This window comes from Neobacillus drentensis, assembly GCF_036966985.1.
In the GTDB taxonomy this organism is placed as follows: domain Bacteria; phylum Bacillota; class Bacilli; order Bacillales; family Cytobacillaceae; genus Neobacillus; species Neobacillus drentensis_E.
In genome coordinates this window covers 1-7410 of sequence record NZ_JBALSN010000504.1, presented here as the reverse complement: position 1 = coordinate 7410, position 7410 = coordinate 1, and the positions used below count along the sequence as shown (strand labels likewise).

The window sequence follows — 7410 nt, the reverse complement described above, 5'->3', positions numbered from 1 at the left end:
GTCGGTGTATTCTTTCTTGCCATAGGTATCAGCTCCTTTCTAGTTACGCTTTTTCTGATTTTCAACGTATCGTTTTATCGTTTCACTCGATACATCTCCAGCAGTCGAAACAAAATAAGAACGTGTCCACAAACTCGGCAAGTGTTGTAGATGCGGAAATTCTTCACGCAATTGTTTAGATGTCACTCCTTTAATTCTTGCCATTATGTTTGCAGGGCTTAATGTTGGCGGTGCGTTTAGAAACATATGTGCATGATCTTTGTCGCATTCTAAAGCCACAACTTTTATTTTTAGAGATTCACATATTTTATACACCATTTCTTTAAACCTTTGTTCTACCTTAGAATCAAGGAAAATCTTCCTTCTGTATCGTGGACAAAATACAAAATGATAGTTGATTAATGATACGGTAGTGTTAGTTCTTCTATATTCTTCCATATTTGTATTATATCAGTTTAGTATAATTACTGCAACGGGTGAACAAAAATAAAGAACCAGTGACAATTTCAAATGCTTGAAGCACCACAAACCTTTCGGTTTAAGTGGCACTCCGCATTTGACCTCACTATCATCCCATGTCTAAAGACGGGCTAACGTCCTGCATGGGCTTTCTCGTTCGGAAAATCTGTAATTCTATAAAATTTACTTAAAATCAATTTATCTTCTAAACAGAACAGATGTTTTGCTGTAATATAGATATGTCCGTTTTGTTTTACTACATAAATAATTAATAGAGGTGGAATTTAATTGAATGGTACATCACACGCGGTAATTGGGGCAACAACTGGATTTATAGTTGCTAATACATTTCATACTTCTCCTTCTGCGACACTCTTGTTTGTAGGATTAGGAGGTATCTCAGGATTAATGCCTGATCTTGATATTGATGGGAAGCTTCGTGGAAAAATTACTCTGTCGCATAAGGTGATTCGACTTTCTGCGATGATTATTGGAATGATAATGATTCTATATAGTTTCTTTGAAAAAACAATGTTAGATAGATGGCTGGGGATTGGAATTGGATGTTTGATAGTATTGGTTGCATCCTTCATTAAGCAAAGACATATGTTAACCATTACAGGAATCGCTGTCCTGGCGGGCGGATTCTCTTTAGGGGAACAATGGTTAATTCTGCTTGGAATTTACATAATTATTGCTTCCTTTACTTCTCATCGGAGTTATACCCATTCGATTTTAGGCATTGCTTTCTTTGGGGTTATTGCTTCCAACTTACAAGTTTCGCTAGGGATTGATGGTGTTTTCTATTCGTGTTTTGCAGGTTACATTAGTCATCTAATAGCCGATTTGAAAATACTTCCATTTAATAAACGGGGAATTAAGCTGTTCTTACCACTGTCTTCCAAGGAACTATGAAAAAAGTATCTGTGAAAGATTAACAACACAATTTGGATTGTTTGGAGGAAATGGAACTTCACAAACTTACTCAACGAGAAAGGCGATGTCCATTAAACATCGCCTAAATACTTCTAGAATATATTAATCTTCTGTTCCTAAAACATCTGTATTTGGGGGCTCATAACCCATCTGACGGAGCATGGCTACTATTTGTCCCTTATGATGAAACTCGTGAGTTATGGTGTGCATTAGCAATTTACGGGGAGTAATAGATAATAGTTCAGATGCATCTCTCCAAGGGATTTCTCTTTCAATTAGCACGTTTAATTTATGTCCATGTTGTTCAAATAATTCATTTACTATTGAATCTACTTGTTCAAATCGTGCTATTATTTCCTCTAAACTGAGATTATGTAATTCTTCCCTTGGAGTAAGTGGTTTATTTGTCTTCAGCAAAACAAATGAGCCAAGCCATGCAACATAGCAATCTGCTATATGAACCAATGTGTCTCTTACACTTTGCCAACCGAAACCATTTGTATGAGTAAAATGATTAGAATCTAATTTCCCACAAAAATCTAACAGAGTTTCTCTAGTCTGTCGAACCCATCCATATTCGTGTTGAAGCATCCAAACACCCACCTTTAACAGATATAACTACATATTCTATACAGCCCATATGTGTTCCTGGGCAGAACTTGTAACAGAACAGAATGAAAGTGCAGGTAAGAGGAAATCGGGCAAGATCAAAAAATTAAGTTCTGCATTAATGGAAACAGCTCATTCAATTCGTTAGGACCAATCAACGCCACTCCAAGAGGATTGCAACTTTCGCAACAGAACAATTTGGCCGAGATGATACGTATCGTGCATCATGATATTGCTGAGTAAACGCTCTATAGAGTAACTGTTAGCTGCATACGGAGCTGCTAACTTTTCATCTTCAAGGTCCGCAATGACCGTTTTTAATTTATTCATGACTTCATAAAGGCGCTGCACTGTCTGGGCCCACCCAATTTCGTCTTCTGGATCCCCCGGATTTCCAAAGGTTTCATCATTGCCTTCTGCTTTATGCGGATTCTCTGTGCCCTTAATTCGATGGATCACGTCTTCATTCCAAAATATCAAGTGGTTGACAATCTGCCAAATCGAATTGCTGATTCCCGAACTTGTCCATGCTGCCTCAGCTGCGATGACTCCTTGAAGCGCCTGATCCATGGATGCAAACCACTCATTCTCATAGCAATGCATGTCGAGTTGTTCTAAAAACATTTTGGCTACAACTTGCATAAAATCAATCTCCTCACTTTTTAGTTTTTAAACTTCGATTATCAATCATAACATCCACCAAAAAATCAGCACTTTTATTATGTATTCAAGATTATAAAAAATTATCCTTCTTGTTTTAACCTCCTCTCTTAGCTCAACAAGCAAAAAGATGTTACCGCAGCAACACCTTGTTTAATTCTAGCACCCGTTTGTTTAAGTACGATACTTCACAAAATTTATTTGTATGCAGAACCTTACCCAAAGCTGGAACTGGAAGATTATTGATTTATAGGAACCTAAAAAGTTGATCTTTAGGGTTTCTGCAGAGGTGCATCCAATTGTCAAAGATTCATCTAAAATAAAGTACCACTTTTTTGAATTTTATAAGGAATTGAACCTACAAATTTTTTTATAGCTATCTATTTTTATTTATTTTTAAATGCCAATCGGATGGTTTGGTGTTTTTTGGACAACCTACCTTATATTGGGTGGATTGACCGGGAGAATATAAAAAGTTCCTTTTTCCTGTACAGGTTGTAAATCCTGGATATGTGTCAACTGGACAAACCGGTAGTGGTCAGGGATTGGCGGCTGCCAGTAACTAAAATCACTATTTGGGATCATTTAACAAAAAAACCCTTAGCAAAGGGGAAATGTAGTAAATGGATAAAATTAAGATAAGCGCAGCCCAGCTTTTCGTACTAATATTTTTATTTGAAATGGGTAGCTCTATCCTCTTTGGTCTAGGTGCAAATGCAAAACAGGATGCATGGATTGCCATTTTATTAGGGTTAGCGGGTGGTTTGATCGTCTTCCTTATACACTACCGTCTGTTTCTATTTTATCCAGAACTAATTCTGACCAACTATATACAAAAAATAGCTGGAAAATGGCCGGGTCGGATTATCGCCTTTTTCTATATCATCTATTTTATTTATACTGCTTCAGTAGTATTACGAGATTTTGGGGAACTCCTGTTAACAACGGTTTATACAAATACGCCGTTATTTGTCCTTAATACATTGATGATTCTGACTATTATCTATGGCATTCATAAAGGTTTAGAGGTAATCGCAAGAGTGGGGCAGATTTATTTTGGCATTATTTATTTTATGGCTATATCAGGATTTCTGTTAATTATTTTTTCCGGGTTAATCCATTTTGATTTTCTAAAGCCTATTCTTGAAAATGGATGGAAACCAATATTTAAAGAGTCTTTCCCTGGCATACTTACATTCCCTTTTGGAGAAATACTTATTTTCACGATGATATACCCGTTTGTGAATGAACGAAAGAAAATAAAATTTGTTTGTATTGGCGGGATGATTTTAAGCGGGATTAATATTACCATTACCGTAATTATTACCATTTCAACCATTGGTCCAGAACTTTATATCCGCTCAAACTTCCCATTGTTAACAACCGTTTCAAGAATTCAACTAGCAGATTTTATTGAACGGCTTGATATTCTTTTTGCGCTCTACCTAGTGATTAGCGGTTTTTTTAAAATAACACTGTATTTTTATGCAGCTGTTGAGGGTACAGCAGATCTATTTCAGTTAAAAAAAAAGGAAAAATTGTCGTTTCCAATTGGAATGATTGTTTTATTTTCATCCATAACCACGGCATCGACGTATGCTGAATTTATTAAGGAAGGATTTGAATTTTATCCATTATATTTAGGTTTACCTTTTCAAATTATCATTCCAAGCATCTTACTGCTTATCGCATTCATTCGAAATAGGAAGAAGGAACCTCATACAAATTTAAATTGAAAAACAGCCATTTATTTTACTAATGGCTGTTTGCTAAGGAAATTATGGTTTTGTGATTAACAGTGAATTACCATTCAACTCGTACCCCAATCCGGTGTCTATAATATTCTTATACTATTTCAAGTTGGATTAACCCGTTTGTTCAAAAGGTAAATGGGATGCAGGAATAATCAATAAAACAGCGACAGGCTAGAACTTTATTTTATCATCCTAGGCTACCACTGTTTTTATTGTTGGGGCTTTTCAAAATAAACATTGTCGTTTTCTATCCATCAACCGTTTAGGTCAAAAACTGGAGGGATTGGGGAGCGTGCATCCGCCAAAAGGAAACAACCTGTTCCGTATCTGCCACCATACCAAAATAGGTATCCACGGTTTTTAAGGTCATATCGTGTTCTTCCTGCGAAAAAGCCGCGCAGGCATCTTTCAAGAGCACGATTCGATAATCTAGCATAAACCCGTCTCTGGCGGTTGATTCCACGCAAAGATTCGTGCTGACTCCTGTTAAAATCAAGGTTTCAATTTTAAGAGTTCGCAATATGGACTCCAGATTAGTATGAACGAACCCGCTGTAACGATGCTTCTTCACAATAATGTCATTCGACTTTGGCGCAACTTCGTAAAATTCCGCTCCCCAGCTCCCCGTCTGGCAAATCGGGTTGACACCATCCGGAAATCGTGAAAGCCAAACCTCGGAATCAGTTGACTTATCATGATTTGTCTGCAAAAAGATGATTGGAACGGAGTGCTCTCTTGCCGCATTCAACAAGCTTTGCAAGCTCGACATTATTTTTTTGACCGCGCTGACATCGCTTCCGCTTTTGGCAATTGCTCCAGCGGGATGGCAATAATCGTTTTGCACATCCACGACGATGACGGTCGTGTTTTTCTGTTCCAAGTTTTTCATTAATTTTTCCAACCCTTTCACCCCCTTTACCATGATTATTATTCCAATTCGGAGCTATTAATATTACCAGAAGCACATTTGGTCTATTCACCCCAGTTAAGGTTCGATTACCATTTGCTCCCCAAAAATCTAATCTGCCAATGACCAGGTAAACCAGAAAACATTTGATCGATAAAAAAACTTTGTAAAGAAATGAATTTAAATTATTCTGCTCCGTTACTTTAATAGCAATAGGTAAGACTTTGATGTTATCTCCATCTTTTCCCCTGATCCACATCCACACCCAACGTGCGATTTTCACCGCATTAGGCGTTCCATCTTATTCTTTTAGACTAAAGCAATTAAATTACAAACTTTTCGAAATTGGTTTAGCTTCTTCAATTGTTTTCCATCTAATTGAAGAATGTTCCTATATCGTTCAATCGTCGTTTCATTAGTTGCATGGATTAATCTATGTACATCTTCATGCACGATTACAAGATTGCTAAATTCATCTGTACCCCCCATATGTCGGGGCAACCTATGGTGACAGTGCAGCTTATCGGAGGTCAAAAATTCTCCTGTTATTGCACATTTGCCAAGTTGCATAGAGTACCTTGATATTCTGTTATCTGCAAATTCTAAGTTGTCTTTACCGTAAGGTATTTGTAACATCTTGTTTATTTCTATGGCAATGTCAGCCCTAAAAGACATTAATAACGTTTTATCCCGTGCAGATCAATATGGGAAATCCAGGGTCGGCGGTGATGGTTACCACCCAAATAGGCAAGTTTATGTTTTTATGACGATTTCTCCAGAGGGGAAAAGGTGGCAGGCTATTTTTGACGTGGAATTAGAAAGAAAAATTGCCGACGCACGCGTTCATCAATGAGTGGAAAAAGCAACTCTATAAATAGAGTTGCTTTTTAAAAGGAGGTACTTATTACCCTATTAAGTAGCTTAAGACGGCTTAAACGTCAAATATGGAAGCCGTTTTTTTGTAGAAACAGAAAAAAAGCAGGATATTTGATCATTATCCTATTTTTGAGGAGTTCCACACTAGACCGATATAGTCGGTCTTTTTATATGACTATTCCAACTAACGCACCCGTTAGTGCAACAATTCGCATGTTTGCATTTCTATAATAGGTCGCTAATAAATCCTAAAACTAGTGAACCTCCAAGAAATATAAGAATTAAGCCAAGAAGCATTTTAAAATATTTTGCAATCTTTAAGGGGAAATATGGGGCTAAAATACGAAAAAACTCATCTAAAATAGAACCGTTTCCATTGACATAGTTGCCAGTTCTTTGGTCTTCTTCTTGCAAGTGTTTATTATATTTGTATCCCCTCATAAACTGCGAAACGCCATAAACGATTAAACCAACAGCTATAATAAGTACATAAATCTCTTTGGACATCTTTAGTTACCTCAAATTCAAAAAAATTTTTATAAGGAAATCTTACTTATTTATATACACCTTTCAATTGTAAATTATGTGAAAACTAGCTATCCTGCTCCTTTAGCTCAATAAGGAAAGGATCCTCCGCAGCAACCCCCTGTCAAACTCTTGCACCTGTTAGTATAAGATGGAATATTCGACTAAACCTCCACCTTAGTGAAATCCACTTTTATCCCCCCATAAAAAAAATAGTGCCAACTTAGAAATTGGCACTTCGTTTATTCCCTATACTTTATCGTGTCGCTTTTGGCGGTTGGCACACGTCACATTTACGTTGGTTATTATTTTTAAATTTCGTTAATGTTTTTTCAAAGTTGCTACCACATGCACATTTAAATAGTAACTTTTGAGAAAAACCGTTATATTCCGTCGTTAGCAACTTACTTTCCGAATTGTTCTCAACAAATTCTTTAATTTTACCTATCGTCCATCGTTTATTCATTCTCTTACACCTCCATATTTTATCGCTATGCGGAGGCTTTTCTTGGCATCCGTTCAATTATAAGTAAAGTAGTAATTATCCTAAGTTACTCATTATAACATAAGATGGCACTCAATTAAACAGACGGAATGTATCTTATTAAACCAAACTGCCCCTTTACTGTTTATATTTCTGTGGAATAAAATCCAATTATAAATAACTTCACTACGTCTACATTA

10 protein-coding genes are annotated in these 7410 nt (G+C 36.6%); 3 read left to right on the top strand and 7 right to left on the bottom strand.

Translation table 11 applies throughout. From position 1 onward, the window contains the following. Positions 1–39 precede the first annotated feature (39 nt). Complete coding sequence (gene tnpA, locus V7659_RS26635; RefSeq protein ID WP_335543099.1) at positions 40–438, bottom strand: IS200/IS605 family transposase; 399 nt, start codon at positions 436–438, stop codon at positions 40–42. Positions 439–747: 309 nt separating this feature from the next. On the opposite strand from tnpA, the gene V7659_RS26630 reads away from it, so the two are divergent. Then, on the top strand, positions 748–1374 hold the full coding sequence (locus tag V7659_RS26630; RefSeq protein WP_335543098.1) for a metal-dependent hydrolase: 627 nt from the start codon (positions 748–750) through the stop codon (positions 1372–1374). Between the two features lie 123 nt (positions 1375–1497). Here V7659_RS26630 and V7659_RS26625 read toward each other — a convergent pair whose 3' ends face one another. Together V7659_RS26625 and V7659_RS26620 are read right to left on the bottom strand one after the other, a co-directional pair. Continuing rightward, complete coding sequence (locus tag V7659_RS26625) at positions 1498–1986, bottom strand: DinB family protein (RefSeq protein WP_335543097.1); 489 nt, start codon at positions 1984–1986, stop codon at positions 1498–1500. Between the two features lie 162 nt (positions 1987–2148). After that, positions 2149–2646 (bottom strand): DinB family protein, encoded by a 498-nt coding sequence (locus V7659_RS26620; protein WP_335543096.1) that lies wholly within the window; start codon positions 2644–2646, stop codon positions 2149–2151. A 641-nt stretch (positions 2647–3287) separates the two neighbouring features. On the opposite strand from V7659_RS26620, the gene V7659_RS26615 reads away from it, so the two are divergent. Continuing rightward, the gene (locus tag V7659_RS26615) at positions 3288–4400 is read left to right on the top strand and encodes a GerAB/ArcD/ProY family transporter (protein ID WP_335543095.1); all 1113 of its coding nucleotides are present in this window, start codon (positions 3288–3290) and stop codon (positions 4398–4400) included. 280 nt (positions 4401–4680) lie between these two features. Here the strand turns inward: V7659_RS26615 and V7659_RS26610 are convergent, their stop codons facing one another. Continuing rightward, positions 4681–5328, bottom strand: coding sequence for a cysteine hydrolase family protein (locus V7659_RS26610; protein WP_335543101.1), 648 nt, complete (start codon positions 5326–5328; stop codon positions 4681–4683). Positions 5329–5634: 306 nt separating this feature from the next. Further along, positions 5635–5895 carry an HNH endonuclease signature motif containing protein gene (locus V7659_RS26605; protein WP_335543094.1) on the bottom strand — a complete coding sequence of 87 codons (261 nt, stop codon included), beginning with the start codon at positions 5893–5895 and terminating at the stop codon, positions 5635–5637. A 67-nt stretch (positions 5896–5962) separates the two neighbouring features. Between V7659_RS26605 and V7659_RS26600 the strand changes: the two genes are divergently transcribed. Further along, positions 5963–6178, top strand: coding sequence for a hypothetical protein (locus V7659_RS26600; RefSeq protein WP_335543093.1), 216 nt, complete (start codon positions 5963–5965; stop codon positions 6176–6178). Positions 6179–6426: 248 nt separating this feature from the next. On the opposite strand, the gene V7659_RS26595 is transcribed toward V7659_RS26600, so the two are convergent. Then, positions 6427–6708, bottom strand: a complete 282-nt coding sequence (locus V7659_RS26595; RefSeq protein WP_335543092.1) for a hypothetical protein — start codon at positions 6706–6708, stop codon at positions 6427–6429. 274 nt (positions 6709–6982) lie between these two features. After that, the gene (locus V7659_RS26590) at positions 6983–7192 is read right to left on the bottom strand and encodes a hypothetical protein (RefSeq protein WP_218351670.1); all 210 of its coding nucleotides are present in this window, start codon (positions 7190–7192) and stop codon (positions 6983–6985) included. Between the last annotated feature and the right edge of the window lie 218 nt (positions 7193–7410).